The organism is Nocardioides ganghwensis (genome assembly GCF_014779655.1).
Taxonomy (GTDB): Bacteria; Actinomycetota; Actinomycetes; order Propionibacteriales; family Nocardioidaceae; genus Nocardioides; species Nocardioides ganghwensis.
In genome coordinates, this window is sequence record NZ_JACXYX010000003.1 from 68,409 (window position 1) to 95,374 (window position 26,966).

At 72.5% G+C, this 26,966-nt stretch carries 31 protein-coding genes; 22 read left to right on the plus strand and 9 right to left on the minus strand.

Features of this window, described 5'->3' with window-relative positions:
* Position 1: 1 nt before the first annotated feature.
* Positions 2–1,591 (plus strand): glycosyltransferase family 2 protein, encoded by a 1,590-nt coding sequence (locus IEZ24_RS04360; protein WP_129453164.1) that lies wholly within the window; start codon positions 2–4, stop codon positions 1,589–1,591.
* An 88-nt stretch (positions 1,592–1,679) separates the two neighbouring features.
* Here the strand turns inward: IEZ24_RS04360 and IEZ24_RS04365 are convergent, their stop codons facing one another.
* The gene (locus tag IEZ24_RS04365; RefSeq protein WP_275938069.1) at positions 1,680–2,852 is read right to left on the minus strand and encodes a nucleotide sugar dehydrogenase; all 1,173 of its coding nucleotides are present in this window, start codon (positions 2,850–2,852) and stop codon (positions 1,680–1,682) included.
* A gap of 145 nt (positions 2,853–2,997) precedes the next feature.
* On the opposite strand from IEZ24_RS04365, the gene IEZ24_RS04370 reads away from it, so the two are divergent.
* Positions 2,998–3,465, plus strand: a complete 468-nt coding sequence (locus tag IEZ24_RS04370; protein WP_129453163.1) for a hypothetical protein — start codon at positions 2,998–3,000, stop codon at positions 3,463–3,465.
* Position 3,466: 1 nt separating this feature from the next.
* Here the strand turns inward: IEZ24_RS04370 and IEZ24_RS04375 are convergent, their stop codons facing one another.
* Both IEZ24_RS04375 and IEZ24_RS04380 read right to left on the minus strand, forming a co-directional pair.
* Complete coding sequence (locus IEZ24_RS04375; protein ID WP_129453162.1) at positions 3,467–4,171, minus strand: hypothetical protein; 705 nt, start codon at positions 4,169–4,171, stop codon at positions 3,467–3,469.
* 49 nt (positions 4,172–4,220) lie between these two features.
* Positions 4,221–4,946, minus strand: coding sequence for a hypothetical protein (locus IEZ24_RS04380; RefSeq protein WP_129453161.1), 726 nt, complete (start codon positions 4,944–4,946; stop codon positions 4,221–4,223).
* A gap of 139 nt (positions 4,947–5,085) precedes the next feature.
* On the opposite strand from IEZ24_RS04380, the gene IEZ24_RS04385 reads away from it, so the two are divergent.
* Positions 5,086–5,223: a hypothetical protein gene (locus IEZ24_RS04385; RefSeq protein ID WP_165355945.1), complete on the plus strand. Its 138-nt coding sequence runs from the start codon at positions 5,086–5,088 to the stop codon at positions 5,221–5,223.
* Positions 5,224–5,329: 106 nt separating this feature from the next.
* Positions 5,330–5,977, plus strand: coding sequence for a hypothetical protein (locus IEZ24_RS04390; RefSeq protein ID WP_129453160.1), 648 nt, complete (start codon positions 5,330–5,332; stop codon positions 5,975–5,977).
* Between the two features lie 72 nt (positions 5,978–6,049).
* Here the strand turns inward: IEZ24_RS04390 and IEZ24_RS04395 are convergent, their stop codons facing one another.
* Positions 6,050–6,661: a DUF998 domain-containing protein gene (locus tag IEZ24_RS04395; protein ID WP_129453159.1), complete on the minus strand. Its 612-nt coding sequence runs from the start codon at positions 6,659–6,661 to the stop codon at positions 6,050–6,052.
* An 81-nt stretch (positions 6,662–6,742) separates the two neighbouring features.
* Here IEZ24_RS04395 and IEZ24_RS21970 point away from each other — a divergent pair, with 81 nt between their 5' ends.
* The 5 genes from IEZ24_RS21970 (at position 6,743) to IEZ24_RS04415 (ending at position 9,903) form a co-directional block, all read left to right on the plus strand.
* The gene (locus tag IEZ24_RS21970) at positions 6,743–6,874 is read left to right on the plus strand and encodes a hypothetical protein (protein ID WP_263575410.1); all 132 of its coding nucleotides are present in this window, start codon (positions 6,743–6,745) and stop codon (positions 6,872–6,874) included.
* Positions 6,875–6,884: 10 nt separating this feature from the next.
* Positions 6,885–7,310, plus strand: a complete 426-nt coding sequence (locus tag IEZ24_RS04400) for a DUF1810 domain-containing protein (RefSeq protein WP_129453158.1) — start codon at positions 6,885–6,887, stop codon at positions 7,308–7,310.
* Between the two features lie 25 nt (positions 7,311–7,335).
* Positions 7,336–8,343: a beta-ketoacyl-ACP synthase III gene (locus tag IEZ24_RS04405; protein ID WP_129453157.1), complete on the plus strand. Its 1,008-nt coding sequence runs from the start codon at positions 7,336–7,338 to the stop codon at positions 8,341–8,343.
* Positions 8,344–8,349: 6 nt separating this feature from the next.
* Positions 8,350–8,871 (plus strand): GNAT family N-acetyltransferase, encoded by a 522-nt coding sequence (locus IEZ24_RS04410; RefSeq protein ID WP_129453156.1) that lies wholly within the window; start codon positions 8,350–8,352, stop codon positions 8,869–8,871.
* A 102-nt stretch (positions 8,872–8,973) separates the two neighbouring features.
* Entirely contained in the window at positions 8,974–9,903 is a 930-nt protein-coding gene (locus IEZ24_RS04415; RefSeq protein ID WP_129453155.1) for an NADP-dependent oxidoreductase, read from the plus strand.
* A 30-nt stretch (positions 9,904–9,933) separates the two neighbouring features.
* On the opposite strand, the gene IEZ24_RS04420 is transcribed toward IEZ24_RS04415, so the two are convergent.
* Positions 9,934–10,770: an IclR family transcriptional regulator gene (locus tag IEZ24_RS04420; RefSeq protein WP_207206668.1), complete on the minus strand. Its 837-nt coding sequence runs from the start codon at positions 10,768–10,770 to the stop codon at positions 9,934–9,936.
* A gap of 67 nt (positions 10,771–10,837) precedes the next feature.
* Between IEZ24_RS04420 and IEZ24_RS04425 the strand changes: the two genes are divergently transcribed.
* From IEZ24_RS04425 to IEZ24_RS04480, 12 genes are all read left to right on the plus strand, one after another.
* Complete coding sequence (locus IEZ24_RS04425; RefSeq protein ID WP_129453153.1) at positions 10,838–12,103, plus strand: CaiB/BaiF CoA transferase family protein; 1,266 nt, start codon at positions 10,838–10,840, stop codon at positions 12,101–12,103.
* 1 nt (position 12,104) lies between these two features.
* Positions 12,105–12,887: an enoyl-CoA hydratase-related protein gene (locus IEZ24_RS04430; protein WP_129453152.1), complete on the plus strand. Its 783-nt coding sequence runs from the start codon at positions 12,105–12,107 to the stop codon at positions 12,885–12,887.
* Position 12,888: 1 nt separating this feature from the next.
* Positions 12,889–13,353 (plus strand): PaaI family thioesterase, encoded by a 465-nt coding sequence (locus IEZ24_RS04435; RefSeq protein ID WP_129453151.1) that lies wholly within the window; start codon positions 12,889–12,891, stop codon positions 13,351–13,353.
* Positions 13,354–13,410: 57 nt separating this feature from the next.
* A complete protein-coding gene (locus tag IEZ24_RS04440) occupies positions 13,411–14,388 on the plus strand; it encodes a Bug family tripartite tricarboxylate transporter substrate binding protein (protein ID WP_129453150.1) in 978 nt (325 codons plus the stop codon).
* A gap of 86 nt (positions 14,389–14,474) precedes the next feature.
* Positions 14,475–14,924, plus strand: coding sequence for a tripartite tricarboxylate transporter TctB family protein (locus IEZ24_RS04445; RefSeq protein WP_275938070.1), 450 nt, complete (start codon positions 14,475–14,477; stop codon positions 14,922–14,924).
* A gap of 15 nt (positions 14,925–14,939) precedes the next feature.
* The gene (locus IEZ24_RS04450) at positions 14,940–16,592 is read left to right on the plus strand and encodes a tripartite tricarboxylate transporter permease (RefSeq protein ID WP_129453148.1); all 1,653 of its coding nucleotides are present in this window, start codon (positions 14,940–14,942) and stop codon (positions 16,590–16,592) included.
* On the plus strand, positions 16,589–17,089 hold the full coding sequence (locus IEZ24_RS04455) for an AbrB family transcriptional regulator (RefSeq protein ID WP_129453147.1): 501 nt from the start codon (positions 16,589–16,591) through the stop codon (positions 17,087–17,089). The genes IEZ24_RS04450 and IEZ24_RS04455 overlap by 4 nt, the downstream gene beginning before the upstream one ends.
* Positions 17,086–18,294 carry a CaiB/BaiF CoA transferase family protein gene (locus IEZ24_RS04460; RefSeq protein WP_129453146.1) on the plus strand — a complete coding sequence of 403 codons (1,209 nt, stop codon included), beginning with the start codon at positions 17,086–17,088 and terminating at the stop codon, positions 18,292–18,294. The genes IEZ24_RS04455 and IEZ24_RS04460 overlap by 4 nt, the downstream gene beginning before the upstream one ends.
* Positions 18,291–19,511, plus strand: coding sequence for an L-2-hydroxyglutarate oxidase (gene lhgO / locus IEZ24_RS04465; RefSeq protein ID WP_129453145.1), 1,221 nt, complete (start codon positions 18,291–18,293; stop codon positions 19,509–19,511). The genes IEZ24_RS04460 and lhgO overlap by 4 nt, the downstream gene beginning before the upstream one ends.
* Positions 19,508–20,422 (plus strand): dihydrodipicolinate synthase family protein, encoded by a 915-nt coding sequence (locus IEZ24_RS04470; protein ID WP_129453144.1) that lies wholly within the window; start codon positions 19,508–19,510, stop codon positions 20,420–20,422. The genes lhgO and IEZ24_RS04470 overlap by 4 nt, the downstream gene beginning before the upstream one ends.
* Positions 20,407–21,180, plus strand: coding sequence for an SDR family oxidoreductase (locus IEZ24_RS04475; RefSeq protein ID WP_129453143.1), 774 nt, complete (start codon positions 20,407–20,409; stop codon positions 21,178–21,180). The genes IEZ24_RS04470 and IEZ24_RS04475 overlap by 16 nt, the downstream gene beginning before the upstream one ends.
* A gap of 23 nt (positions 21,181–21,203) precedes the next feature.
* Positions 21,204–22,052 carry a fumarylacetoacetate hydrolase family protein gene (locus IEZ24_RS04480; RefSeq protein ID WP_129453142.1) on the plus strand — a complete coding sequence of 283 codons (849 nt, stop codon included), beginning with the start codon at positions 21,204–21,206 and terminating at the stop codon, positions 22,050–22,052.
* Here the strand turns inward: IEZ24_RS04480 and IEZ24_RS04485 are convergent.
* The gene (locus tag IEZ24_RS04485; RefSeq protein ID WP_129453141.1) at positions 22,030–22,833 is read right to left on the minus strand and encodes an esterase/lipase family protein; all 804 of its coding nucleotides are present in this window, start codon (positions 22,831–22,833) and stop codon (positions 22,030–22,032) included. The two genes, IEZ24_RS04480 and IEZ24_RS04485, sit on opposite strands and share 23 nt — an antisense overlap.
* Before the next feature lie 158 nt (positions 22,834–22,991).
* On the opposite strand from IEZ24_RS04485, the gene IEZ24_RS04490 reads away from it, so the two are divergent.
* On the plus strand, positions 22,992–23,444 hold the full coding sequence (locus IEZ24_RS04490) for a CHRD domain-containing protein (RefSeq protein WP_165355943.1): 453 nt from the start codon (positions 22,992–22,994) through the stop codon (positions 23,442–23,444).
* A 44-nt stretch (positions 23,445–23,488) separates the two neighbouring features.
* Here IEZ24_RS04490 and IEZ24_RS04495 read toward each other — a convergent pair whose 3' ends face one another.
* The 3 genes from IEZ24_RS04495 to IEZ24_RS04505 form a co-directional block, all read right to left on the minus strand.
* Positions 23,489–24,382 (minus strand): SDR family oxidoreductase, encoded by an 894-nt coding sequence (locus IEZ24_RS04495; RefSeq protein ID WP_129453139.1) that lies wholly within the window; start codon positions 24,380–24,382, stop codon positions 23,489–23,491.
* Positions 24,383–24,480: 98 nt separating this feature from the next.
* Complete coding sequence (locus IEZ24_RS04500; RefSeq protein WP_129453138.1) at positions 24,481–26,067, minus strand: FAD-binding oxidoreductase; 1,587 nt, start codon at positions 26,065–26,067, stop codon at positions 24,481–24,483.
* Positions 26,068–26,079: 12 nt separating this feature from the next.
* Entirely contained in the window at positions 26,080–26,958 is an 879-nt protein-coding gene (locus IEZ24_RS04505; protein WP_129453137.1) for an NmrA/HSCARG family protein, read from the minus strand.
* Positions 26,959–26,966: the final 8 nt, after the last annotated feature.

Below are 26,966 nucleotides of genomic sequence, written 5' to 3' on the forward strand. Positions count from 1 at the left end.
CATGGCGCGGCAGCCGGTGGTGCGGCACAACGACTGGGGGTCGCTGACCCCGGCGACGCTCGGCCAGTGGGAGCCGACGCTGTCGGTGACCGTCGTCGTACCGACCTTCAACTACCAGCGCACGCTGCCCTACGTCCTCGCCGCGCTCGCCGGGCAGTCCTACCCCGACCACCTGCTCGAGGTGCTCGTCGTCGACGACCAGAGCTCACCCGCGCAGGAGCTGCCCGAGGTGCGTCCCGAGAACACCCGGCTGATCCGGGTCGAGGAGGGCTGGGGCCGCGCCAACGCCTGCCACCTGGGCGCGCTCGCTGCGGAGGGCGACGTGCTGCACTGGTACGACGCCGACATGCTCGCCCACCGCGAGGAGGTGGAGGCGCACGCCCGCTGGCACCACCTCGTCGACTACGCCGTGCCCGGGGGCCACAAGCTCTTCGTCGACCCGACCTCGCTGCTCGAGCAGGACCCCGCCGTCGTCCGCGACCGCGTTGCCGCCGGCGAGGCCGGTGACCTCTTCCCGGGCCAGGAGCACGAACCGCACCAGTGGGTCGAGGACTACTGGGCCAAGACCGACGACCTCCGCACGGCCGGTCCGCGCGCCCAGCGCTACCACATCGGCATGACCGGCTCGGTCACGAAGGCGCTCTACCTCGACTCCGACGGCTTCGACCGCACGCTGCGCCTCGGCGAGGACATGCACCTCGGCCACTCGCTCGCCCAGGCGGGAGGCGTCTTCGTCGTCGACCGCGAGGCCCGCAGCTGGCACCTCGGCCGGTCGCAGGTGCTGCGTCGCGCCGAGCAGGTCAACCGCTTCAACGACCCCTACCTCGCCGACCTCGTGCCGACGATGCGCCCCAAGCGCAACCGTCGCGGCCGGACCTACCAGGTGCCCTACCTCGAGGTCGTCCTCCAGACCGGTCCTGCCGACGAGACCATCCACGTCGTCGACTCCCTGCTCGACGGCGACGTCCCCGACCTCCGCGTGACGGTCGTCGGGCCGTGGAGCACGGTCCACGACGACCGCGTCCAGCCGGTCGAGGACCCGGTCCTCGAGACCCGGCTGGTGCACCGCTCCTACCTCCACGAGCCCCGCGTGCGCCTCGTCGAGTCGGCGCCGGCCACCTCCGACGCCGAGTTCGTGCTGACCCTCCCCGACGTCACGCTCGCCCCGCTCCCGGTCGCGCTCGCGGCCCTGCTCGACGACCTCGAGCGCACCCACCACGGCGCGCGCGTGCTGGCGTACGACTCCGGCGCGGCCGCGCGTCTGGAGCGCACGTCGGCGCTGGCGCGGGTCGGCCGGCTGGCCGACGCGGGCGACGACCGCGAGGCGCTGCTCGACGAGTCGTTCGGCGTGAAGACCTATCCCGCCACGGACGTCGGCTGGGTGCCGGTCGAGGAGCGCGTGGTCGAGCGGTTCGTGCTCGGCGCCCGGCCGCCGATGGACCCCGACAAGTCCGAGAACCGGCTGCGCAAGGCGCTCCGCAAGGCCGAGGACGCCGCGGTCGTACGCCCCGCCGAGGTGCCTGCCGAGGTGTCCGCCGAGGCGCCTGCCGAGGGCGAGCACAAGCGGGGGCTGTTCGGCCGCCGCCGCTGAGGAGCCTTGGTTTCGACACGGGCTCGTTCCTCGCCCTGCTCCACCAGCGGCCTGCGCAGCGAGCGTGTCGAAACCGAGGTCGGAGGTGTCAGTCGGCGCCGAAGAGGTCGCGCGTGTAGACCTTGTCCTTGACGTCGGCGAGCTCCTCGACCATCCGGTTGGCCACGATGAGGTCGGCTCGCTCCTTGAACGAGGCCAGGTCGCTGGTGACCTCGGAGCCGAACCACGAGTCCTCGCCGAGCTCGGGCTCGTAGACGACGACCTCGACGCCCTTGCCCTTGAGCCGCTTCATGATCCCCTGCACCGACGACTCGCGGAAGTTGTCCGACCCGGTCTTCATGATCAGCCGGTGGATGCCGACGACCTGCGGCGCGCGGTCGAGGATGTCGAAGGCGATGAAGTCCTTGCGGGTGGTGTTGGCCTCGACGATCGCCGAGATCAGGGTCTGCGGGACGTCGCTGTAGTTGGCCAGCAGCTGCTTGGTGTCCTTGGGCAGGCAGTAGCCGCCGTAGCCGAACGACGGGTTGTTGTAGTGGGTGCCGATCCGCGGGTCGAGCCCGACGCCGTCGATGATCTGGCGGCTGTCGAGGCCGCGGGAGATGGCGAAGGAGTCGAGCTCGTTGAAGTAGGCCACCCGCATCGCGAGGTAGGTGTTGGAGAAGAGCTTGATCGCCTCGGCCTCCGTGGGCTCGGTGAACAGCACCGGCACGTCGTCTGCGTCCGCGCCCTTCACGAGCAGCTCGGCGAACGCGCGAGCCCGGTCGGAGTCCTCGCCCACCACGATCCGGGCGGGGTGGAGGTTGTCGTGCAGCGCCCGGCCCTCGCGGAGGAACTCCGGGGAGAAGATCACCGCGTCGGTGCCCAGCCGCTCGCGCACGTCCTCGATGTAGCCCACCGGCACGGTCGACTTGACGACCATCGTGGCGTCGGGGTTGATGCGGGTCACGTCGCGCATCACCGCCTCGATGGAGCTGGTGTCGAAGTAGTTGGTGACCGGGTCGTAGTTGGTCGGCGTCGCGATGACCACGAAGTCGGCGCCGGCGTGTGCCTGCTCGGCGTCGGTCGTGAAGGTGAGGTCGAGGTCCTCCTCGGCGAGGAAGCGCGAGATGTCGTCGTCGTGGATCGGGCTCCTCCCGGCACGGAGCGTGTCGATCCGGTCGGCGTCGAGGTCGAGGCCGACGACGGTGTTGTGCCGGGACAGCAGCACGGCCATGGACAGGCCGACGTAGCCGAGGCCGGCGACGGAGATCTTCGTGGTCACGGACGCCAGTCTGCCCCACCTGTCTGCCACACCGGCGGATCGCGTCAGGGGCCGCTGATTCGCGGGACAGCGCCGCCCGCGTCCGGCAGGCTTGGGTCACGACGACGCGCCGACGTCGTGCCCGACGGAGGTGAGCATGCCCGCGATGCCCGAGTGGATGTGGAAGGCCCTACCCGTCGCGCTGGTCGTCGGGCTGGCCCTGGCCGCCGCCGGATGGCTCGGTCCGCTGTCCACCCTCGTGCCGGTGCTGCTCGTCCTGCTGCTCCTGCGCCGGCTGCCGCGGGGCACCCGCTACTCGCCGTACGTCCCGAAGGGCGCCGACCCGCAGGCGCGCGACGCCTCGCAGGACGTGGCGTTCCCAGGCTGGCAGCTGCCGCCGGAGGAGAGGTTCGAGCTGGTGCGCGAGCCGGGGCCCCGACCACAGCCGCAGCCCTCGCAGGAGCCCAGGCCTGACGTCCGCCCGGGCATCACCGCGCCCGACATGCTGACCGGCGACGGCGGCACCGACGGTGCGGTGCCGGAGGGGTGGTACCCCACCACGGACGGCAGCCGCGAGCGGTGGCACAACGGCGCGACCTGGACCGCGCACGAGCGGATGCCGGGCGGCGGATAGGTCAGCCTGCGGCCGGCAGCACCGCGAACCACGGCTCCGACCACCCCGCGACCCGCAGGTCGCCGCGGACGAACGCCTCGCGCGGCAGCCGGACCGGGCGCCCGCTGCTCGGGTCGTACGCCGTCAGCGCGTGCTCGTCGCCGTCGACGACGAGCACGACGTGCCGCGGCAGCAGGCGGTTGCCGACGTACAGGGGGACCGCGTGCCCGCGCCCGACGGCGCGGGCGACCACGTCGTACGCCTCCCCGCGGCGCCGCGGCGAGACGGTCCGCACCCGGTGGCGGGTGCCCGGTGGCGTGGTGCCGCCGGTGTCGGTCAGCTCGCGGGCGAGCGCCCACGGGGTGGTGCCGAGCCGAAGCGGCCAGGCCCACCGGGGCGTGCCCGAGGCGTCGGACCAGCGGTTCGTCCGGACGTGCGTGGCGAGCACCTCGTCGGCGAACCTGCGCCCCGGCGTACGCCGGTCCCGCGGGCGCCCGGCCACCTCGCCGGTCTCCAGCCAGGCGGCGTACGACGCGTCGCCGAGCGCGCGGGCCGCGACGAGGCAGGCCGAGCCGCACGTCGTCCGGTCGGGCTGCACCCAGCCCCGGCGCGGCCGCGGCCGCGGACCGACGACCGGGGCCGGCGGCGGCACCGCCTCCCGCGCGGACGACGACCGCCCGGCCAGCGCATGGCGCAGCCGGGCGGTCAGGTCCTCGATCAGGCGCACGGTCCCTGTCTACCGCAGGCGCCGCGCCCGCACCGGGCAGGCGAGCGGATCAGCCGCGGTCGCTCGAGTCGCCGGTCACGACGACGTAGAAGCGCTTGCGGTTGCCGTCGGTGGTGACGCTGCCGTCGCTGTTCCGCGGGCTGACCACCAGGTGGTTGGCGTTGCCGGTGCCCGGGGGCGCGCAGTTGACGACGCCGGGCTGGCACATCGCCGCGGAGATCTCGCCGGAGAACTCCGGGTTGGCGTCCTCGCCGGGAGCGCGGCCGTTGGTGATCAGGTCGCCGTTCTGGTCGACGGTGTTCTGCAGCGCGACGACCGCCAGGACGCCGTTGTTCGAGAGGTTCTCGCCGGCGTTGATGTAGACGTTGCCGTTGGCGCGCAGCCCGGCGACGTCGGCGCCCATCGGGGCGAGGGTCGGGTAGGCGGCGGTCACGCTGAAGCCTCCGGACTGGGCGACGATCGCGCCGCTCGCGTCGACGAGCGCCCAGCGGCCCACGCCGGCCGGGCCCTGCGGACCTGACGGAAGCTGCCCGGCCTTGAAGTCGCGGGACTTCAGCGACCCGTTGCGGATCTTGTTGGAGCCGATGACGTCGTTCTTGATGTCGCGGCCCTTGATGGTCCTGTCCTTGATGTCGGCGGACTGGACCGAGTTGTTCCTGATGTCCGCGGAGCCGATCAGACCGGTGGCGTAGGACGTCCCGGTGGACGCCACGACCAGGGCCATGACGGCGACGGCCATGGACGGCGACGGGCGGCGGATGGAGGGGAGGCGCATGGGTGGTGACCCTTCGTCGACAAGGCCGCCGGGACCGACGGCTCACCCTTCGTTCGGAGTGACCTGGCTCACGGATTGTCGGGGGCCCGCCCCTCGCTCCCTCGCCGCCCTGTTGGGCCGCGCTGGCATGGTGGTGGGCATGGGAATCATGAAGAAGGCCGGCGCCCTCGCGGTGGCCAAGAAGGTCTACGACGAGGCACGCAAGCCGCACAACCAGGCCAAGATCAAGGAGGCCGCCCGCAAGCTGCAGGAGCGCCGGGGCGGCAAGCGCGACTGATCGGGGCCTCGGCAGTGCTGCACTGCCGACCAATCCACGGGACGACGCGTGACGAACGCCACTCGAGGGCCGAGACCTCGGCCGACACTCGACACCAGGAGTTCACATGCAGCACCGCAAGCTCTACGCCGGGATCGGCGGAATGGTCCTCGCCGGCACCGCGGCCGTCGCGGGCATCCAGGCCAGCAGCGCCACTGAGGCCAAGCCGGCGGCCTCGGCCCCGGTCCAGCTCGAAGCCAACCTGAAGGCGATGAACGACTCCGGCGCGGCCGGTCGCGTCGACGCCGACTTCACGGGCCGCAAGGCAGAGGTGCGGATCAAGATCCGCGGGCTCGCCAAGAACCTCCCGCACGCCCAGCACCTGCACTTCGGCGCCGAGGCCCGCAACGAGTGCCCCAACGTCTTCGACGACGCCAACAACGACCTGCGGATCAACGTCGCCGAGGGCGTCCCCGACTACGGCCCGATCCTCAAGTCGCTGACCACCTCCGGCGACACCAGCCCCAAGAGCGGCCTGGCGGTCGACCGCTTCCCGACCGCGCCCAAGGGCAAGGTGGACTACGAGCGGACGATCAACTTCGCCCCCGGCGCCGTGCTGCGCGCGATCAAGAGCGGCAAGGGCGTCATCGTCATCCACGGTGTGGACCACAACGGGAACGGCGTCTACGACTTCGACGGTGCGGGCGCGAGCGAGCTCGACCCGAGCCTGCCGGCCGAGGCGACCGACCCCGCCCTGTGCGGCGTCCTGCGCTGACCGGTCGCTGACCGGTCGCTGACCTGTCCTTCTCCCGGTTCGACCACGGGGGAGCCGTCGACCCCGTCCCGCTCAGCGGCGGGGTCGACGCATGCCCGAGCGGTGTCCCCAGCCGAACGCCGCCAGCCCGACGAGCACCGGCCACAGGGCCAGTCGCTCGAGCGCGCCGGCCGCCTGCTCGTCGCCGGAGACGACGAACCCGACGGCCGCGGCGGCGGTCACCGCACCCGTCGCGAGCAGCGCCTTCGACAACCGCGGCCTGTCCTCGCGCACGCGGGCCCCGAGCAGCAGCAGCGCCAGCGGCTGCCCGACGAACAGCGGCGTCGCGGCGATCGAGTGCAGGGTGGCGTCCTGGTCGAGCGGCGCCAGCCCCGTGGCGTACGAGCTCACGCCGGAGGCGACGAGCAGGCCGGTCACCCAGGGCCCGAGCGGCCGTGCCAGCAGCAGCGCGCCGGCGGCGAGGGCGACGCCGTACGCCATGAACGACCCGTTCATCACCTCGTGCCGCGGCGAGCAGTACGCCGCCGAGCACCCGACCTCGCCGAGCCGGCTCACCGAGTCGGACACGAAGCTGTAGCCGCCCGTCGTCGCGGCCGCGGTGACCACCTCGGTCGCGACGTAGGTCGGGCGCAGCAGGAACAGGAGCGCGCCGAGCCGGATCGCGCGGGCGGGGGCGTCGGGCACGCGGTCAACCTACTGGCGCCACCCCATCACTCGGGGTGGGCGGGCGTTGCCATCGCGGGGGAGGAGGCGTAGGACGGACGGATGACCACCACACCGATGGAGCCCGAGTCCGACCCGCAGATCGTGCCGTCCGGGGACCCCTCCGTGAATCCGATCGACCCCGGCCAGGAGCCCGACGCCCCCGTCCCCGAGACCGAGCCCGAGCCGGTCTGACCCGCGCCACGTGGGCACCGACCTCGAGCGCTTCGTCCGCGCGCAGGACGACCGCGGCACCTACGACCGCGCGCTCGCCGAGCTGCGCGCGGGTCGCAAGACCAGCCACTGGATGTGGTTCGTCTTCCCGCAGGTGGCCGGGCTCGGGCACAGCCCGACCGCGCAGGCGTACGCCGTCGCCGACCTCGCGGAGGCCCGGGCCTACGTGCGCCACGACGTGCTGGGCCCCCGGCTGCTGGAGTGCTGCCGCGCGCTGCTCGACCTCGACGACGACCTCACCGCCGAGCAGGTGCTCGGCGGCACGGACGCGATGAAGCTGCGCTCGTCGATGACGCTGTTCGCGATCGCCGACCCCGACGAGCCGACGTACGACGAGGTGCTGGCGCGCTTCTTCGACGGCGAGCCGGACGAGCGCACTCCTGGCCTGCTGATGTGACGGCCCTCATGCCTATGCTCGCCCCATGACCATCCAGCAGCCGACCGACCTCACCCACGCAGCGATGCTCGGCCTCGGTGTCCACCGTCCCGAGCGGGTCGTCACCAACGACGAGATCTGCGAGGTCCTGGACTCCAGCGACGAGTGGATCCAGACCCGGTCGGGGATCCGGACGCGCCGCTTCGCCGGCGAGGACGAGACGCTCATCGGCATGTCGGTCTCGGCGGCCGAGAAGGCCCTCGCGGCCGCGGGTGTCGGCGCCGAGCAGGTCGGCTGCGTCATCGTGGCCACCTCCACGCACCCCGAGCACACGCCCGCCTCCGCGCCGCAGGTCGCGACCGCGCTCGGCATCAACGCCGCCGCCTTCGACATCTCCGCCGGGTGCGCGGGCTTCTGCCACGCCCTCAACCTGGCGGCGTCGATGGTGCGCTCCGGCGCGGAGTCGCACGTGCTGGTCATCGGCGTCGAGCAGCTGAGCCGCTTCATGGACCCGACCGACCGCGGCACCGCGTTCATCTTCGCCGACGGTGCCGGCGCGGTCGTCGTCGGACCGTCGGAGTCGGCCGGGATCGGCCCGACCGCCTGGGGCTCGGACGGCTCGCAGGCCCACGTCATCACCCAGACCCCGAGCTGCATGGGCGCCCGTGAGCACACCGACGCCGACCATCCGGTGGTGCAGATGGAGGGCACGGCGGTCTTCCGCTGGGCGCCCTTCGCGATGGCCAAGGTCGCGCACGAGGCACTCGACCTCGCCGGCATCTCGGTCGACGACCTCGACGCCTTCATCCCGCACCAGGCCAACCTGCGCATCACGCAGACCCTCGCGAAGAACATCCAGCTCCCCGAGTCGGTCGCCGTCGCGACCGACGTCGTCGACTCGGGCAACACCTCGGCCGCGTCGGTGCCACTCGCGATGGAGGCGATGCTGCGCAACGACGAGGCGGCCGTCGGCGACACCGCGCTGCTGATCGCGTTCGGTGCGGGGCTGTCGTACGCCGGGCAGGTCGTGACGCTGCCGCCGCTCGGCCAGTAGCCCGCGATGGACGACGCGGCGTGCGAGGTCCGGCTCCGCAACGGTGACGCGGTCTGGATCCGGCCGATCCGCGACACGGACGCCGCCGAGCTGCAGCGCGCGTTCGCGCTGATGAGCGAGGCGTCGCAGTACCGGCGCTTCATGACCGGCACCCCGCGGCTCACCGACAGCCAGGCGGCCTACTTCACCGCCGTCGACCACGTGGACCACGAGGCGTACGTCGCCCACTCCCCGGACGACGAGACCTGGATCATCGGCGTCGCGCGCTTCATCCGCTACCCGTCGGCTCCCGACGACGCCGAGCTGGCCGTCACCGTCGCCGACTCCTGGCACGGTCGTGGACTCGGCACCGCCCTGCTGCGCGTGCTGACGGCACGCGCGATCGCGGTGGGGGTGAAGCGGTTCCGGGCCGAGATGATGGCCGACAACGAGGCCGTGCTCAGCCTCCTGCGCAGTGCCGGGATGACGGACGAGACGGTGAGCGGTGACGTGGCGAGCGGCCACATCGTGCTCGCGCCTCCGAGCTGACCCGGGTCCGCGCGCCCGGCCGTCGGGCTGGCGATGGGCTGGCGATGGGCTGGCGATGGGCAGGCTGTGGGGTGGTGATGGGCTGCGGGCTACGTTCTGACGATGGCACGCAGATGGATCGCGACCCGCCCGGGAGGGCTCGACGTCTTCTCCTTCGAGGAGCACGACGTTCCGGCACCTCAGCGAGGAGAGGTCACGATCGCCGTACGCGCCGCTGGTGTGAACCCGGCCGACGCCAAGCACGTCGCGCGCGGTGCCGGGGAGTTCCCTCGAGCCGTCGGGTACGAGGTCGCGGGAGTGGTGACCGCCGTCGGGCCGGACACCGAGATCGCCTCGGGTCCGGTCGAGGTGGGGGACGAGGTGCTCGCCTTCCGGATCAGCGGCGGCTGGGCGACCGACGTGACGGTCTCAGCGGCGGACGTCTTCGCCAAGCCGACGACGCTGTCCTTCGGTGAGGCGGCCAACCTGCTGCTGGCCGGTACGACGGCGGCGGAGATGCTGCACGTCACCGGTGTGGGCGAGGGCGACACGATCCTGGTGCACGGCGCTTCGGGAGCGGTCGGGGTGAGCGTGCTCCAGCAGGCGAGCCGCCGCGGTGCCCGGGTCGTCGGTACGGCGAGCCCCGCGCGCCACGACGTCGTGGCCGGCTTCGGTGGGGAGCCGGTGACGTACGGCGAGGGGCTGGAGGAGCGGGTGCGACGCATCGCTCCCGAGGGCGTGGTGGCGGCGCTGGACTGCGTCGGCACCGACGAGGCGATCGACGCGTCCCTCGCCCTCGTCGCCGACCGCGGTCGCATCGTGACCATCGCCGCCGCCGAGCGGGCCCGCGAGGAGGGACTCGTCGCGATCGCCGGCGCGATGCCGAGCAGCATGGCCTACCGCGCGTCGGTCCGTGCCGAGCTCGTCCGGCTGGCCGGTGCGGGCGACCTCGTGGTTCCCGTGGCCCGTACGTTCCCCCTGGCCGAGGCACTGGAGGCCGCGGCGCTGCTGATGGGCCAGCATCCCGGGGGCAAGCTCGTGCTCGAGCCGTGACCAGGTCGACCACGGCCCGGCGAGGGCGCCTCAGCTGACGGTGGGCTCCTCGGCCAGGGCCAGACGTTGCGCGACCAGGCCGCGGGTCGCCCCGAGCGCCTCGGAGACCTCCCACGCCACCTCGGCCGCCCGCGCGCCCAGCTCCTCGGCCCGTGCGTCGTCCATCCGCACGGTGGGGACGGAGAGTCCGAGCGCCCCGACCACGGTGCCGGTGTGGTCGAAGACGGGAGCGGCCACGGCGCGGATCCCCGGCGTGCGCTCGGCATCGGATCCTGCCCATCCGCGCGTCCGGGCGGCCGCGAGCTCGGCGGCGAGGGTGGCCGGGTCGGTGACGGTCCGCTCGGTCACCGGCTCGATCCCGCGGGCGAGGGCGGCCTGCTGGCGCGCCCAGGGCAGGCTGGACAGGATCGCCTTGCCCGGCGCGCCGTGCGTGAGGGCGATGGGGACCCCGATGTCGGTGTAGTGCCGGCGCAGCTCCTGGCGTGACTCGACCTGGTCGACGACGGCACGTTCGTACGTCGCGAGCAGCTCGTGCAGGCCGACGGTCTCGTCGACCTCGTCGCGCAGCGCCACCATGTAGGGGCGCGCGGCCTCGCGCAGGCTGGACGGCACGGCTCCGGAGCGACCCAGCTGGACCAGCAGCGGACCGGGCCGGTAGCGCTTGTCGGGGCCCTGGCTGAGCAGCCGGTTGGCCGTCATCGACCCCAGCAACCGGTGGGCCGTGCTGGTCGACAGCCCCGTCGCGCGGGCGATGTCGCTGATCCCCAGCGCGGCGTGGTGCGCGTCGAAGCACCGAAGGATCGCGACGGCCCGGTCGATCGACTGCACTGAGCTGCGTCCGTTCACGGTCCCGTTGCCCTCTTCCACGTAGGTCAGTGTGCCCGACGTCGACGAGACCCTTGACGGCCCGTGTGGCGTGTGCCACAGTTCCCACATGACGGCAAGCAATCCCACGATACGGGAAACCTCTCCCCGACGTCCACTCGACGGCTTCCGTGTCCTCGACCTGACCCGCTTCCTGTCCGGCCCCTACTGCACGATGGTGCTGGCCGAGCTGGGGGCCGACGTGATCAAGGTCGAGCAGCCGCACACCGGAGACGACTCGCGTCGCATGGCGCCGAAGGTGGACGGCGAGAGCTATCCCTTCGCCATGCCCAACCGCAGCAAGCGCTCGGTCTCCCTCGACCTCAAGACCGACCGCGGCCGGGAGCTGTTCCTCGCGATGGCCGAGCAGGCCGACCTGGTGATCGAGAACTTCCGGCCCGGCGTCGCCGACCGGCTCGGCATCGGGTACGAAGGCGTCAAGGCCGTGCGCGAGGACATCCTCTACTGCTCGATCAGCGGCTTCGGCCAGACCGGGCCCTACCGCGAGCGTCCGGGCTTCGACATCATGGCGCAGGGCATGGTCGGGTTCCTCCGGATGACCGGCGAACCCGGCGGACGTCCCGCCAAGGTCGGCATCGCCGTCAACGACATCGCCGCCGGCGCCACCGCGATCTACTCGATCATGGCGGCCCAGATGCACCGGATGGCCACCGGCGAGGGTCAGTACATGGACATCTCGCTCGTCGACGCCGGCCTCGCCTGGGCGGTCTGGGAGTCCGGCGCCTACTTCGGTGCCGGCGAGGTGCCCCAGCCCACGGGCACGCGGCACCGTCGCTCCACCCCCTACCAGGCCTACCGGACCAGCGACGGCTACGTGACGATCGGCGCAGCCAACGACCGGTTGTGGCTGCGACTGCTCAGCGCGCTCGACCGCCCGGAGTGGGAGCACGACCCGCGCTTCCTCACGCTCCCCGACCGGATGGCCCACATCGAGGAGCTCGAGCGCGAGATCGAGGCGATCACGTCCACGCGCACCACGGAGGAGTGGATCAAGACGATCGACCAGGTCGGCGTGCCGTGCGGCCCCGTGCTGACCTTCGACGAGACCCTGGACGACCCGCACGTGGTCGCCCGGGGCATGGTCACCGAGCTGCACCACCCGGTCATCGGCGACATGAAGACGATCGGTCCGCCGACGAAGTTCTCCGCCATGGACTACTCCGTGCGCGGCCCGGCCCCCTGGCTCGGCCAGCACACCGCCGAGGTCCTCCGGGAGATCGGCACGAGCGAGGAGGACATCGCCGCCCTCTTCGCCGACGAGGTCGTCTTCGACGCCCGCCCCCACCTCCACGACCGAACGAATGACGAGGCCTGACATGTCCGACCACATCGTGGTGGAGCGACGCGACGCCGTCGCGACCGTGATCCTCAACCGTCCCGAGAGCCACAACGCGATCAACGTCGCGATGTACCGCGACCTGCCCGACGTGGTCGGGGACCTCGACAGCGACCCGACGGTCAAGGTCGTCGTCCTGCGGGGTGCCGGCGAGCGGTCGTTCGCCTCCGGCGCGGACATCAGCGAGTTCGAGGCGGAGCGGAGCGACGCCACCAAGGCGAAGGCCTACAACGAGAAGGTCGCTGCCGCCGAGCACGCGATCGAGGAGCTCTCCAAGCCGTCGATCGCGATGATCCACGGCTACTGCATCGGAGGTGGCGCGGGGCTGGCCCTCGCCTGCGACATCCGGTTCGCCGACCGGGCCGCCAAGTTCGCGATCACGCCCGCCAAGCTGGGCCTGGTCTACAGCCTGGAGTCGACCAAGCGGATGGTCGACCTGGTCGGCCCTTCCCGCGCGAAGTGGATCCTGTTCTCCGGACTCCAGATCCCCGCGGACCGCGCCTACGAGCTGGGCCTGTTCGACGAGGTCGTCGACGCCGACGCGCTCGAGGAGATGACGTACGGCTTCGCCGAGACGGTGTGCAGCCGAGCGCAGTTCAGCGTGCGTGCCGGCAAGGTCATGGTCGACAAGGTCGTGGCCGGCCAGGTGCGCGACGACGAGGCCACCACGGAGCTGCGCAACTCCTCGTTCGACACCGAGGACTTCACCGAGGGCGTCCAGGCGTTCATGTCCAAGCGCTCCCCGAACTTCACCTGGTCCTGACATGACCACCACCGAGACCGGGCTCCCGGCCCCCCGGGTCGACGCCGACGCGGTGTCGGCGCTGGCCGGCGCAGCGGCGTCCGACCCCACGTGGGAGTTCGGGTCGTTCTTCCTCAGCCGGTTCCTGGAGCTCGACATCTCCTACGACGAGTCGGAGCAGACCTGCACCGTCGTCCTGCCCTACGCCCCGCACCTGTGCAACCCACAGGGGACGGTGCACGGCGGCGTGATCACCACGGCCCTCGACATCTCGATGGGTCACCTCTGCAAGCGGTTCCTGTCCGCCGCCGTGACGATCGAGATGCAGATGCGGTTCTTCCGGCCCCTCACGGGCACCGGCACCTGCACCGGGCGCGTCATCCGCGCCGGGCGCCGCATCGTGCACCTCGAGTCGCGCATGGAAGACGACCAGGGGCGCCTCACAGCTCTCGGCACCGGCTCGTGGCAACGCCTCGACGCGGTGTGAACCACGACCACTCTCGAACCGGCACGGCGTCGCCGTGCCTCGCAACCAGGAGGAACCATGAAGCACACGAGGATCGCGCTCGCCTCAGCGGCAGCGCTGATGATGACGCTGAGCGCCTGCGGCGGTGACTCGGGCGGCGGGTCGGGGGGCGCGTACCCGTCCGAGGACATGGACTGGACGATCGCGTTCGGCCCCGGCGGCGGCAACGACATCATGGCGCGGACGATGGTGGACATCCTCCAGCGCAACGACCTCTACCCCGAGAACATCCGGGTGGAGAACCGCGACGGCGGCTCCGGCGCCACCGGGTGGGGCTACCTCCTGAACCAGGCCGGCGAGGGCTACGGCATCTCGACCACGTCCGGGTCCTTCATCACCACGCCGCTCCAGGCCGACACCGGCTGGGAGCCCACCGACTTCACGCCGGTCGGCCTGCTGGCCGCGGACAACGCCCTGATGATCGCCGCCGGTGACGCCGAGTTCCAGACCTACGATGAGTGGGTGGACTACGCCACGGGCAAGGGCTCCGTCGTCGTGGGCGGCATCGGGACGGTCAACGTCGACTACATCATCCAGCAGATGGTCGCGGACGCCGAGGGCTACGAGATCGAGTACGTCCCCTACAACGACGAGGGGCAGATGCAGACCTCCCTCCTCTCGGGCGCCATCGACACGATGATCTCCAACCCCGGGTCGATCATGGGCCAGATCGAGGCCGGGCAGGTGACCCCGCTCCTGTTCACCGGTCCCGAGCGCCTGGAGGCCCTCCCGGACGTGCCGACCGGCGAGGAGAACGGCGTCAGTGACCTGCCCTCCATGCCGCGCGGGCTGATCCTGCCGCCCGACGCTCCGCAGGAGGCCCAGGACTGGTGGGTCGAGACGATGCAGGAGGTCGTCGAGACCGAGGAGTGGCAGGCCTACCTCGACGAGAACTTCCTCCTCGAGGACGAGCGGTGGGGCGAGGACTTCACCACCTACCTCGACGAGACCCAGACGGCCTTCGAGGAGCAGCTCACCGAGCTGGGTGCACTGTGAACCTGGCTGACACCGCACGCCCTGCGACCCGGCCCTCGGGCCGGGTCGCGGGGTGGGTCCGTCCCAAGACGGTCTTCCTCGCTGCGGTGTTGGTCGTGCTCGCTGTCTACACCGAGATGGCCTTCGCCCTCGAGTGGCGCACCCAGGCCGGCCGGATCGGGCCGGGGTTCTTCCCCCGGGTCGTCGGGATCGCCGGCGTCGCTCTCACCCTGTGGGGCCTCGTCGCCGCCATCCGCTCCCCGCGCGACGACGAGGTCGTGGCCCTGGAGGACGAGGTCGGCGAGGCCGACCTGGGCAAGCACCCGCGACTGCTGGCGATCATGGTCCTGGCGGCCGGAGTCTTCGCCGCCACGCTGATCTCGCTGGGCGCGATCATCTCGTCCGCCCTGTTCCTGATGGTCATGCTCAGCCTGCTCAACCGCGGGCGCCACGTGGTCAACGCCGTCATCGCGATCGGCATCCCGCTCTCGATGTACCTGCTGCTCCAGACCCTCCTGAACGCCGGGCTGCCCGAGGGCATCCTGCCGCGCTTCTGACACCGGAGACCCGACATGGACACCTTCGACAACCTGGCCAACGGCATCGTCGCCGTCGCCACCCCGATGAACCTGCTGCTGCTGCTGGCAGGCGTCATGCTCGGCATGATCGTCGGTGTGATGCCGGGTCTCGGCCCCTCGGCCGGCCTCGCGATCCTGCTCCCGCTGACCTTCACCCTGGACCCGACGGGTGCGGTCGTGATGCTGGCGGCGGTCTACTACGGGGCGATGTACGGCGGCACGATCACGTCGGTGCTGATCAACACACCCGGCGAGTCGGCCACGGTGGCCAGCACGTTCGACGGCTATCCGCTGGCGAAGCAGGGCCGCGCCGGGCCCGCCCTGGTGATGGCCGCCATCGGCTCCTTCGTCGCGGGCACGATCGGCGCCGTCCTGATCAGCGTCGCCTCGCCGATGACCGCGTCGCTCGCGGCCACCTTCGGCCCGCCGGAGCTCTTCCTGGTCGTCATCCTCGGGCTGCTGACCCTCATCGTCATCATCGGCGGCAACCGGCTCCTCGGCGCCCTGTCGGCACTGATCGGCTTCGCGATCGCCACCGTCGGCATCGACATCGGCACCGGCCAGCAGCGCTACACCTTCGGCTCGGTCGAGCTGATCAACGGCATCGACTTCATCCCGGTCGCCATCGGCCTGTTCGGCGTGGGCGAGATCCTGCACACCCTGTGGCGCGGCGGCCACCTCGAGAAGCTCGCCTACTTCAACGTGTCCGCACGGTCCCGTGACTTCTGGCCCACCGGGCACGACCTGCGTGAGTCGGCCGGGCCGATCACCCGCGGCTCGTTCCTGGGCTTCTTCGTCGGCGCCACCCCCGGCGCGGGTGCCACCGTCGCGTCGCTGATGTCCTACAACCTGGAGCGGTCCGTCTCGAAGACGCCCGAGAAGTTCGGCAAGGGCGCGATGCCCGGCCTCACCGGCCCCGAGGCGGCCAACAACGCCGCGTCCTCGGGCGCCATGGTCCCGCTCCTCACCCTCGGCATCCCGGGCTCGGCGTCGACCGCCGTGCTCATCGGCGGCTTCATGATGTGGGGGCTCCAGCCGGGCCCGCTCCTGATGACGCAGAACCCCGAGTTCGCCTGGGGCCTGATCGCCAGCATGTTCCTCGGCAACATCATGCTGCTGCTGGTCAACGTGTTCTGCATCCCGGCCTTCGCCAGCATCGCCCGCGTCCCGTTCCGCGTGCTGGGCCCGGCCATCATCGTGATCTGCGTCCTCGGGACGTTCACCGTCAACGGCTCGATCGTCGAGGTCGCGATCATGCTCGGCTGCGGCCTGCTCGGCTTCTTCATGCGTCGCTTCGGGTTCTCGCCCGCGGCACTGGTGATCGCCCTCGTCCTCGGCCCGATGGCGGAGGAGTCGCTGCGCCAGACCATGATCATCTCCGGCGGCAGCTTCGGCATCTTCCTCGACCGCGGCACCTCGCGGGCCCTGCTCGTCCTCATGGTGCTGCTGCTGGTGCTCCCCCTGGTCACCGTGCTGATCAAGAGGGCGGCCGCCCGCGGCATCGCGCGCTACGGCGCCATGCGTCGTCGTCGCGCACGCAGGAGCGGCGGCCTCCCCGGCGGCGAGCACACGCCACCCGCGACCACCGACACCGTCGCGGATTCGACCGACCGTGAGCCGGAGACCGAACGCGTGGACTCCACGTGATCGCCGGAGTCGCTGCGACCGCGGCAGCCGCGATCGCCGGCGCCGTGGTCGCCAGCCTCCTGCGGCTGCCGGCGGCACCGCTGCTCGGCGCGATGATCGGCGTGGCCGCCCTGTCGCTGGCCACGGAGCTGAGCTGGCCGGCCCCCGGCAGCGTCAAGTGGGTGGTGTACGTCGCCATCGGCGCGCTGCTCGGGCAGTCGGTGACCCGGGAGTCGCTGACGGCGCTGCGCTCCGCGGCCGTCCCGATCCTGCTCACGGTCGCGCTGTTCCTCGTCTTCGGGCTGGCGCTCGCCTGGGGGCTGTGGCGCTTCACCGACTTCGACGCCTACACGGCGCTGCTCGCCACCGCCCCCGGCGGCATCGCCCAGATGGGCGCGCTCTCGGCCGACGTGAGGGCCAACGTGCCCGTCGTGCTGTCGATCCACGTCCTGAGGATCACGTCGGTGATCGTGCTGATGAGCGTCGGACTCAAGCTGATGGGAGGAGGACGGTCATGAACGCGTCCCGAGACCACCGGTCCCTGGCCGGCGTACGCGTCGTCGACCTGAGCCGCGCACTCGCCGGCCCCTACGCCACGATGATGCTCGCCGACGTCGGAGCCGACGTGCTCAAGGTCGAGCCGCCCGCGGGTGACGACAGCCGCGGTTGGCTGCCGTTCGCAGCCCCCGGCCCCGGCGCCGCCTCCGGTACGGGCGAGGAGTCGGCGTACTTCCTCTCCGCCAACCGCGGCAAGCGCTCGGTGCGCCTCGACCTCAAGTCCTCCGAGGGTGCCCGGCGGCTCCGCGACCTGTGCGCCGACGCTGACGTGCTGGTGGAGAACTACCGCCCCGGCCTCCTCGCCCGCCTCGGCCTCGACCCCGCCTCCCTGCGCGCGGCCAACCCCCGACTGGTGACGTTGTCGATCACCGGCTTCGGCTCGGGAGGACCCGACGGGACGCGCCCGGGGTTCGACCAGATCGTCCAGGCGGAGGCGGGCCTGATGAGCCTCACCGGTGACGCGGACGGTGACCCGACCCGCGTCGGGCTGCCCATCGCGGACATCCTGGCCGGGATGTTCGGTGCCTTCGGGGTCATGTCCGCCCTCCGCGAGCGCGAGACGACTGGTGTCGGTCGGGCCGTCGAGACGAGCCTGCTCGCGGCGGTCACGTCGGTGCACGCCTTCCACGGCGCCGGCTGGCTCGCTGGGGGACAGGTGCCCACCCGCACGGGCAACCGGCATCCGTCGATCGCTCCCTACGGCACCTTCCGGTGCTCCGACGCGGCACTGGTCATCGCGGTCGGTTCGGAGTCGCTGTGGCGCCGCTTCGCCGCGGTCGTCGGCATCGACCCGGCCCGACCGGACGTGGCCACCAACCGGGACCGGGTCGCCCACGTCGACGCACTCCAGGCTGAGATCGACGGGCTGCTCGCCGAGCGCAAGGCCGAGGACGTGCTCGCCGACCTGCAGCGCGAGGGCGTGCCCGCAGGACGGATCCGCAGCGTGCCCGAGGTCTACGACTGGGAGCAGGTGCGCCACCTCGGCCTCGTGCACCAGCTGCAGCACTCCACGCTCGGCGAGGTGGCCGTGCCCGGCGGTGCGCTCCGCTACGACGGCGCAGCCTCGGCGTCGCGAGTCCCGCCGCCGCTCCTCGGCGAGCACGAGGACCTCGCGTGGGACCGCCCCTGGCTCGACCAGCAGGCCTCGACCGGAGGTTCGACATGACCGCGACGTCGTACGCCGTCGTCGGTGGCGGCATCCTCGGTGCGGCCGTCGCCCGGCAGCTCCAGGTCGGCGACCCTGACGCATCCGTGACCGTGTGGGAGAAGGAGGACCGGCTCGCCGCGCACCAGACCGGCCGCAACTCCGGTGTCGTGCACGCCGGCCTCTACTACGAGCCCGGCTCGCTCAAGGCCACGCTGTGCCGCCGAGGAGTCGGCCTGCTGCGCGACTTCTGCGACGAGCACGACATCGCCTTCGACACCTGCGGCAAGGTGCTCGTCGCCCTCGACGAGGTGGAGGAGGGCCGGCTCGGAGCCATCGAGGCGAAGGCCCTCGCCAACGGCGTCCCCGGCATCCGTCGACTCTCCGGCGGGGAGCTGCGTGAGATCGAGCCCCACGTCCGTGGCGTCGCGGGACTGCACTCGCCGTCGACGGCGATCGTCGACTTCCCGGGTGTCACGCGCCGGCTCGCCGGGCTCGTGGAGGAGGACGGCGGAACGGTCCGCCTCTCGACCGAGCTGACCGACATCCGGCAGGACGGCACCGGTGTGGTGCTCGTCGGCCGCACCGCCGCCGGAACGGTCGAGGAGCGCTTCGACCGTGTCGTGCTCTGCACGGGGCTCTGGGCCGACCACACCGCTGGGCGTGCGGGCGACACGAGGGAGCCGCAGGTCGTGCCGTTCCGTGGGGAGTACCTCTTGCTGCGTCCCGAGCGCCGCTCGCTCGTCAACGGCCTCGTCTACCCGGTGCCGGACCCCCGCTACCCGTTCCTCGGCGTGCACCTGACGCCCCGGGTCGACGGCGAGGTGATGGTCGGGCCCAACGCCGTGCTGGCCCTGGCACGGGAGGGCTACGACTGGCGCACCGTGTCCGCGCGGGACCTGCGGGAGATCGCGGCGTACGACGGCTTCCGTCGCTTCGCCCGCCAGCACTGGCGCACCGGTGTGACGGAGATGGCGGGCTCCCTGAGCCGTCGCCGCTTCGTCGCCGCGGCCCGTCGCTACGTGCCCGAGCTCCGGCTCGAGGACGTGGTGCCCGGCCCGAGCGGCATCCGCGCGCAGGCTCTGGAGCGGAGCGGCGCGCTGGTCGACGACTTCCGGATCACCACCCGTGACCGGGTCACCGCCCTGCGCAACGCCCCGTCCCCGGCGGCGACCTCCAGCCTGGCGATCGCAGAGCACGTGGTCGACGTGGTGCTGGGCCGCGAGGTGGCGCGGTGAGCCAGGCCCACCTCGACCGGGGCCTCTGGGTGGTCCTCGCGTCGCCCTTCGACGACGACCTCGCCCTCGACGCCGCCTCGCTGGAGCGGCAGCTCGCGCTGGCCGACTCGGTGTCGGCGCAGGGAGTGGTCGCGCTCGGCGTCTTCGGCGAGGCCGACGCGCTCACGCGCTCCGAGCAGCAGGAGGTCGTCCGCACCGTGACCGCCTCCGACCTGCCGGTCGTGCTCGGGCTGTCGGCCCGCACCACCGCCGTCGCGGTCGACCAGGCGCAGTCGTGCCTGGAGGCCGCGCAGCGTCCACCTCGCGCGCTCATGGTGCAGGTCAACTCCCCCCGGGCCGACGTCCTGGTGGAACACCTCACCGCGATCCACGACGCGACCGGGGTGCCCGTCGTCGTGCAGGACTATCCCGCTGCCTCAGGTGTCGCCGTCGCCGCCGACGTCCTGGTCGACGTGGTCCGCGCGTGCGGCAGCTTCGTGGCGGCGGTCAAGGCGGAGTCCGCGCCGACCCCGTCCGCGATCGCCGCGCTGACCGCTGCGGTCGCGACCCCGGTGTACGGCGGCCTCGGTGGCGTCGGACTCATCGACGAGCTCGCCTGCGGAGCGGCCGGCGCGATGACGGGGATGAGCCATCCCGAGGGCCTGCGGGCGACGATCGACGCGCACGACACGGGCGGGTTCGCCGCCGCCCACCGGTCGTGGACCCCGTGGCTGCCGCTCGCCAACTTCGAGGGCCAGCTCAGGATCGGGCTGGCGATCCGCAAGGAGATCCTGCGCCGCCGCGGCGTGCTCACGACCGGTCGTGTGCGTCCGCCCGCCGCCACGCTCCCGCCGCCCCTGGTGCCGCTGATCGAGCAGCACCTCGCCCACCTGCCCCACACCCCAGGAGGAACCCCATGGACCTCGGACTGACCGGCAAGGTCGCCCTCGTCCTCGGCTCGACAGCCGGGCTCGGTCGCGCGTCCGCGGAGGCCCTCGCCGCCGAGGGCGCCCACGTCGTCGTGGTCGGTCGTCGGGCCGAGCTGGTCGACGCGCTGGTGGAGTCGCTCCCGTCCGCGGCCGGCGTCGTCGCGGACGTGACCGACCCCGACGCCCCCGCGCTGCTGGTCAACCGGGCGCGGGAGCAGTTCGGCGAGGTCGACATCGTGGTCCTCAACGGGGGAGGTCCACCGCCCGGTGCGGCCGACTCCTTCACGGCCGAGGCCGCCCAGGCGGCGTTCGACCTGCTCCTCAAGCAGCACATCAGCCTCGTCGGCGCGGTGCTGCCCGGGATGCGGCAGCGCGGCTGGGGCCGGATCCTGGCTGTCGGCTCGAGCGGGGTCCAGCAGCCGATCCCGACGCTGACCGCGTCCAACGTGGGCCGCGCCGCCCTCGCGGCGTACCTGAAGACGCTCGCCTGCACCGTCGCCGGCGACGGCGTCACCGTCAACATGGTGCTGCCCGGTCGCATCGACACCGACCGCGTCGCCCAGCTCGACCGCGCCGCGGCCGAGCGCACCGGCCGTACGCCCGAGGACGCGAGGGCCGCGTCGGAGGCAGCGATCCCGACAGGGCGCTACGGCGAGCCTGCGGAGTTCGGCGCGGTCGTGGCCTTCCTCGCCTCCCGGCAGGCCGGCTACGTCACCGGCGAGCAGGTCCGCGTCGACGGCGGCCTCGTCGGCGCCTACTGACCACACCACCCAAGGAGATCCTCGTGCGACTCGCCACCATCCTCGACCACGGCACCGACGTGCCCGTACTCGTCGACCCCGACCGGGGCGTCGTACCCATCTCGGCGCTCGGCGACCGCCAGGTGCCCTCGCTGCTCACCGTGCTGGAGGAAGGGCTGTACGACGACCTGGTGGCCGCGGCCGCCGAGGCCGACGCCGGGCACTTCCGCCCGACCGCCGACGTCACGTTCACCGCTCCCTACCGTCGTCCCCGCAAGATCTGGGGCATCGGCCTCAACTACGTCGACCACGCCGCCGACCTCTCCGAGTCGGTGCCGGAGGAGCCCGCCTCCTTCATCAAGGGCGACCACACCATCATCGGCACCGCCGACGAGATCCCGATCCCGCCGCAGAGCGAGCGCACCACGGCGGAGGGCGAGCTCGCACTGGTCATCGGACGTGAGTGCCGCAACGTCTCCGAGGAGGACGCCCTCGACCACGTCTTCGGGGTCACCACGGTCCTGGACCAGACGGCCGAGGACATCCTTCAGCGCAACCCGCGGTTCCTGACCCGCTCCAAGAACTTCCCGGGCTTCTTCTCCTTCGGCCCCGAGATCGTGCCGATGGCGGAGGTCCTCGAGCGGTTCGGGGCGATCGGCGCAGTGGAGGTCTCCACCGTGGTGAACGGTGACCAGACGCGCACCAACACGGTCGAGCACATGCGCTACAGCCCGGCCTTCCTCGTGGCCTTCCACAGTGCGGTGATGCCGCTGTTCCCCGGGGACGTCATCTCCACCGGCACGCCGGGGGCGATCCACGTGCGTGCCGGGGACGTGGCCGAGTGCCGGATCCCCGGCATCGGACGCCTGGTCAACCCCGTCGTGGACGCCTGACCCCGACCGGCTGCGCGAGCCGGTCCGCCACGACCGTCCACACGTCCGGGTCGATCCCCATCCCGATGTGGGTGGAGAAGACCTCCACGTGCTCGGCGTCGGGGGAGGTGTGGTCGAGGCAGGCCTGCCACGCCACGATCCCGTCGCGCTTGGAGAAGAGGATCGTGAGCGGCACCGGGATCGGGGCCGTCGGGTCGAGGCGCTCGGCGACCCGACGCGCGTCGGGGTCCGGGCCGCGGCGGTAGGCCCGGGCGACCGTCGTGTGCCGCGGTCCGCCCGCGACCGGCGTGCCGTAGGTGATGACCCGGCGCACGGCGTCGGGGTGCCGGCGCGCGACCTCGCGGGCGATCACGCCGCCCAGGCTCCAGCCCACGAGCGAGGCCGGCTCACCGGCGTCGTCCACCAGCTCGAGCAGCCGCTTCGACAGGCGCGCCACGTCGCGCCGGGGGTCGCCGGTGTTGGTGCCGAAGCCCCAGCCGCGGGCGTCGTACCCGAGGCGCCTGAGGTAGGCGCGCAGCGGCGCGCCGGACAGCTCGGGTGCCCGCCACCCGGGGATGTCGACGACGAGGTGGCCGTCGCCGCGCGGGGCGGTCGAGAGGCGGGGCAGCGCGCCCAGCAGGCGTACGCCGTCGAGCGCCGACCCGAGCTCGCCGAGCGCGGCACGGGTCGAGGGCGGGCCGCCGGGGTGCCCCAGCTCCGCAGGGTCCGCGCGGTGCCGCGCGCGGGAGCGGACGCCCGTGGCGGCAAGGAGATGGTGCCCGCTGAGCGGGAGGCGCGGCATGCCGCGACTGTACGACGGCGTGGGGCAGACCCGGGCGGTCGGGCATGTACAGGGGTCGGGGACGGGCGTAACGTGAAGTTCCGGCTCGTAGGCCCCCGCCGGCGTGTGAGCGCCCTGGCGGAGCGGGAGCGATGCGGCTCTTCCCCCAGGAGGTCGACATGAACACGATCACCCGCTTCACCGCTGCGCTCGCCGTCGGCGTCGTCGCCAGCGGGCTCCTCGCCGGCACGGCGAGCGCGGACGGCGGCGCGATCCCGTTGAACGCCGGGCAGGAGACGCCCGGAGCCGTCAGCGGGGGGAGCGGCTTCTTCAGCTACTCCGTCTCGGGGTCCACGCTCTGCTACACCCTGCGCGTGCGCAACCTCACCGCCGCCCCGGTCGCCGCACACATCCACGTCGCGCCGCGCCACGTCGCGGGCCCGGTCGTCGTCCCGCTGGCGACTCCGACCGCCGCGACCAGCACGGTCAGCGCCTGCATCACGGCGGCCGATGGTGCGGCCATGACACCGGCCGAGCTCGCTGCGATCACCGCCGACCCCGGGGCCTACTACGTCAACGTGCACACTCCCCGGTGGCCCGCGGGCGAGGTCAGGGGACAGCTGAAGAAGTAGCGGGTGGGCCCAGCCCGAGAGCACGCCACGGCTGCGGGCAGGGCTCACTGCAGGTGCTGTGCCTGCTCGAGGATCCACTCGCTGGCGGCGCGCGGGGTGATGCCCCGGTCCCGCAGGGGGGCGTCGTCCCACGTGAGCGGCAGCAGGTCCAGCATCAGACCGGTGCCGAAGATCGTCGCCATCGCCGGTGACGGGCGGGCCAGGATCCGCATGCCGGCCCGGGCCACCTCTCGCGGCATGCGCTGCACCTTGAACGTCCGCCCGCTCGCCTGCTCCGCGATGCGGATCGCCTCGTTGCGGCTGATGGCCTCCGGCCCGCCGAAGGTCACGATGTCGGGGGGATCGGCCTCGGTGGCGACTGCGGCCACGAGCGCGGCCACGTCCTCGGTGGCGACCCACCTCCGCTCGGTGTCCCCCTTCCCGAACACCGCGACCCTGCCGGAGCGGATGTCGAAGCGTCCGAGGGGTGCCAGGTGGACCTCCTGGAACGCGTCGGGCCGCACGACCACTCGTCGCAACGTCGACCGCGCGAGCCGCCGCTCCGTGCTGGCCTTCGCGCGCTCGAGAGGGGTGCCGAGCGCCGAGTCGACGCCTGCGTACGACACGTAGACGAATCGCTCGACGCCTGCGCGCTCCGCGGCGTCGACGAGCGATGCCATGCCGACCTCGTCGACCTCGTGGATGCTGGGACGTCTGGCACCCGCCAGCACCCGACCGATCGCCGTGGCCGACGCCACCACGGTCTGCGCACCCTGGCACGCCGCCACCAGGCTGTCGGGGTCGGTGAGGTCGCCGGCCACGAGCTCGGCCCCCAGCTCCCGCAGCGGGGAGCCGTCCGTACCGGGGCGAACGAGGCACCTGACCTGTGCACCGCCCTCGCGCAGGCGTCGGACGACGCGACGTCCGAGATCACCTGAGCCGCCTACGACCAGGATCATGGCGTGCCGCCTTCGAGCGATGGGGGAAGCCTGGTCCCCAGCATGCTCGCGTGCGTCGGGAAGGGCAACGGGCGAGGCAACGCCCTGCTCCTGCGGCCTCACGCAGGCAGGAGCACCCCGGGGTTGAGGATGCCGGCAGGATCGAGTGCCGACTTGGCCGCAGCCAGCGCGGCGGCGAAGACATCGGGGCGTTGCCGGTCGTACCAGGGTCGATGGTCGCGCCCGATGGCGTGGTGGTGCGTGATCGTGCCGCCGCACGTCGCGATGGCCTCGGACACGGCCGCCTTGATCTCGTCCCACTGGGCCATGGTGCTGCCCCATCGACCCGGTGCGTAGATGCCGAAGTAGGGCGCGGGCCCGTCGGGGTAGACGTGGGTGAACCGGCAGGTGACCAGGCCGGACCCGCACACCTCCCGGACCGCTTCCTCGGCAGCGGTCGTGACGGCGGCGTGGAGCGTCTGCAGGTCGTCCCAGGTGCAGGCGGTCTCGAACGTCTCGACGATCATGCTGCGCCGGGCCAGCACGTCGCGGTGGTAGGGCATCCGCAGGAACGACGACCGCCAGCCGGCGGCCACGTCCCCCTGCCGGCCGTCACGGTCGCGGGCCGTCAGGGGCCTCCCGCCGTGGTCGCCGGCGATCTCCAGTGCCCGGTCCAGCCACGGGTCGACCGGGTGGTCGGCCGACTCGAAGGCCAGCAGCAGCAGGCCTCCGGTGACCGACGTCCCGGCGTTGAGGAACGCCTCGGTCGCGTCGAGGAGTCGGCAGTTGGAGGGGAACAGTCCCGACTGTGCGATGGTGCGCGTCGCCGTGACTGCGGCGCCGTGGTCGTCGAAGGCGACGGGTGCGGTGACCTGCCAGCGTGGCCGTGACTGCAGGCGCATCCATGCCTCGCAGATCACCCCGAGGGTGCCTTCCGAGCCCAGGAAGAGCCGGTCCGGGGACGGCCCGGCGCCGGAGCCGGGAAGCCGACGCGACTCGCTCACGCCTGTGGGAGTGACCACCCGCATCGACTCGGTGAGGTCGTCGACATGGGTGTAGAGGGTGGCGAAGTGACCACCGGCCCTGGTGGCCAGCCAGCCGCCGAGGGTGGAGAACTCGAACGACTGCGGGAAGTGCCGCAGGGTGAGGCCGTGCGGGCGGAGCTGGTCCTCCAGGTGAGGTCCGTGCACGCCCGCCTGGATCCGGGCGGCGCGACTCACCGTGTCGACCTCCAGCACGCGGTCGAGCGCGCCCAGGTCGATCGTCACCGCCGGGCCGTCGAAACGGGGTTCGATCCCGCCCACGACGGAGCTGCCACCGCCGTAGGGGATCGCGGCGATGCCGTCCCGGCTGCACCAGTCCAGCAGGTCGGCCACCTCGGTCTCGGTGCGCGGGCGGGCGACGAGGTCGGGGACGTGCTCGAGGTCTCCGTGCAGGTTGCGCACGACGTCCCGGAACGCCTTTCCGTGGGCGTGGCCCGCCCGGTCCTCGGAGTCGGCCGAGCACAGCGCCGACAGGCTCGCGGGCGGCGTCACGCGTGGGACGGGCACCGCCAGGTCGGCCACGTCGGGCGGCTCGTGGTCGGTGAGGTCGTGGCCCGGCAGCAAGGCGGACACCCGCTCGACCAGCGCGACGACCTCCTCGGTCGTCGCCGCGTCCTCCAGCGTGCCCCACCCCCACCACGAGCGAGTCCCGGCTCTCGTCATCGCCCCCTCCTCCTACGCGAGCCGGCGCCTGAGGAACTCCTCGACGGTCACGGCGGTCGGGAGGAGCGACCGGGTCCGGTCGACGTCCGCAGGTATGTCGTGGGTTGCGAGCCAGCGCCACATGCGCGTGAGGTCCTGGCCGACGAAACGTTCGAACAACCACAGCGGCATCGGGAACCGCCGCGGGGACCGGCCGGTGACGGCGCGCCAGTCGGCTCGGCACTGCGCGATGGTGCGTACGTCAGCGGCGAGGCCGATGTCGAGACCTGCGTACGTCGCGGGGTCGGCGAACGCCTGCGCCGCGATCGCTCCCAGGTCATCGGCGCACAGCCACGGCAGCGGCCGGTCCTCGCCGACGATCCGAGGCATCAGGTGCCAGGCCGCCACTGGCGGGTAGAGGTCCTTGTCGGTCATCAGCTCCATGAAGGCCGTCGGTCGGAGCACGGTCAGCGACAGGCCACGACTGCGTGCGTACGCCGCCACCTCGAGCTTGCCGTCCCACGCCGCGACCCCCGTGCCCGGGGTGCCGGGGCCCGCGGAGCCGTGGACGAGGTGGGAGACGCCGGCCTCCGCCGCCGCGGTGGCCACGTTGCGGCCCTGTGCGACCTCGCCCTCCGAGGTGGCGGTCATGGCGTTCTGCACGCTGTAGACCCCGTACGCCCCGGCGAACGCGCGACCCAGTGACGCGAGGTCTCCCATGTCGGCGGTGACGACCTCGACGCCCCTGCGAGCCAGCTCGCGGGCCGCGGCCGAACCCGCCGATCGCGTCACGCCCCGTACACGCCATCCGTCGGCGAGGAGGTGCCGCGCGACGGCACCGCCCTGGCGGCCGGTGGCGCCCGTGACCACGATCAGCTCGTCGCGCGCCATGAGCACCTCCTCGATCTCCACGCTCGACC